This window comes from Nonomuraea rhizosphaerae (assembly GCF_019396405.1).
Lineage (GTDB): Bacteria > Actinomycetota > Actinomycetes > Streptosporangiales > Streptosporangiaceae > Nonomuraea > Nonomuraea rhizosphaerae.
Genome location: NZ_JAHKRL010000521.1, coordinates 1 through 616 on the forward strand (window position 1 = coordinate 1; position 616 = coordinate 616).

1 other RNA gene is annotated in these 616 nt (G+C 62.5%); it reads left to right on the forward strand.

The features are described 5' to 3' along the window. Window positions 1-125: 125 nt before the first annotated feature. Window positions 126-511: a transfer-messenger RNA gene (gene ssrA, locus KME77_RS27160) on the forward strand. Window positions 512-616 lie beyond the last annotated feature (105 nt).

A 616-nucleotide genomic window follows, 5' to 3' on the forward strand; every position in this document is an offset into this window, starting at 1 on the left:
GCCCCCGGAGACGCTCGCCGTCTCCGGGGGCTTCGCCCTTGCCGGGAATCAAGTTGGCAGGTGGGGTGTTAAGGGATGTACAGTCTTGTTGCTCGGCTCTTCGGGGCCGTGTTGACAACTGCACAGGGGGTGACTGGCTTCGACTTCGACCTTGCAACTCAGGGGAAGCGGGCCGAGGACTGCGGACATAACCTCGTTAACACTGTGACCGCAAACCAATAAGTGCCAATTCCAAGCGCACTGTGGCGAGCCAGGGCGACCTGGCTCTCGTTGCCTAAGTAACGTAAGCCACTGTCAGCCCGGGAGTGCCTTCGGCCCGGGACCTGGCATCGCTAGAAGGCTCAACCGCTCGACCCGGCCACGGGGGAGAGCGGGAAATCAAACAGTGGCTGAGCCTGTCGGCAACTTGCCTGCGTGAGCGCCGGGGCTGAGAAAAGCACAGCAGGCTGCGCCCGGAGAAGCCCTGTCTTGGGGTTGAAGGACGCGGGTTCGATTCCCGCCACCTCCACTGTTGATCATGATGCGGCGGCACCCGGTATGGGTGCCGCCGTTTTCGTTTCAAAGGGGTTCGCAGGGGGGCTTCGCGCTTGAGGGCCTCAGACGTTGTTTCCAGTCG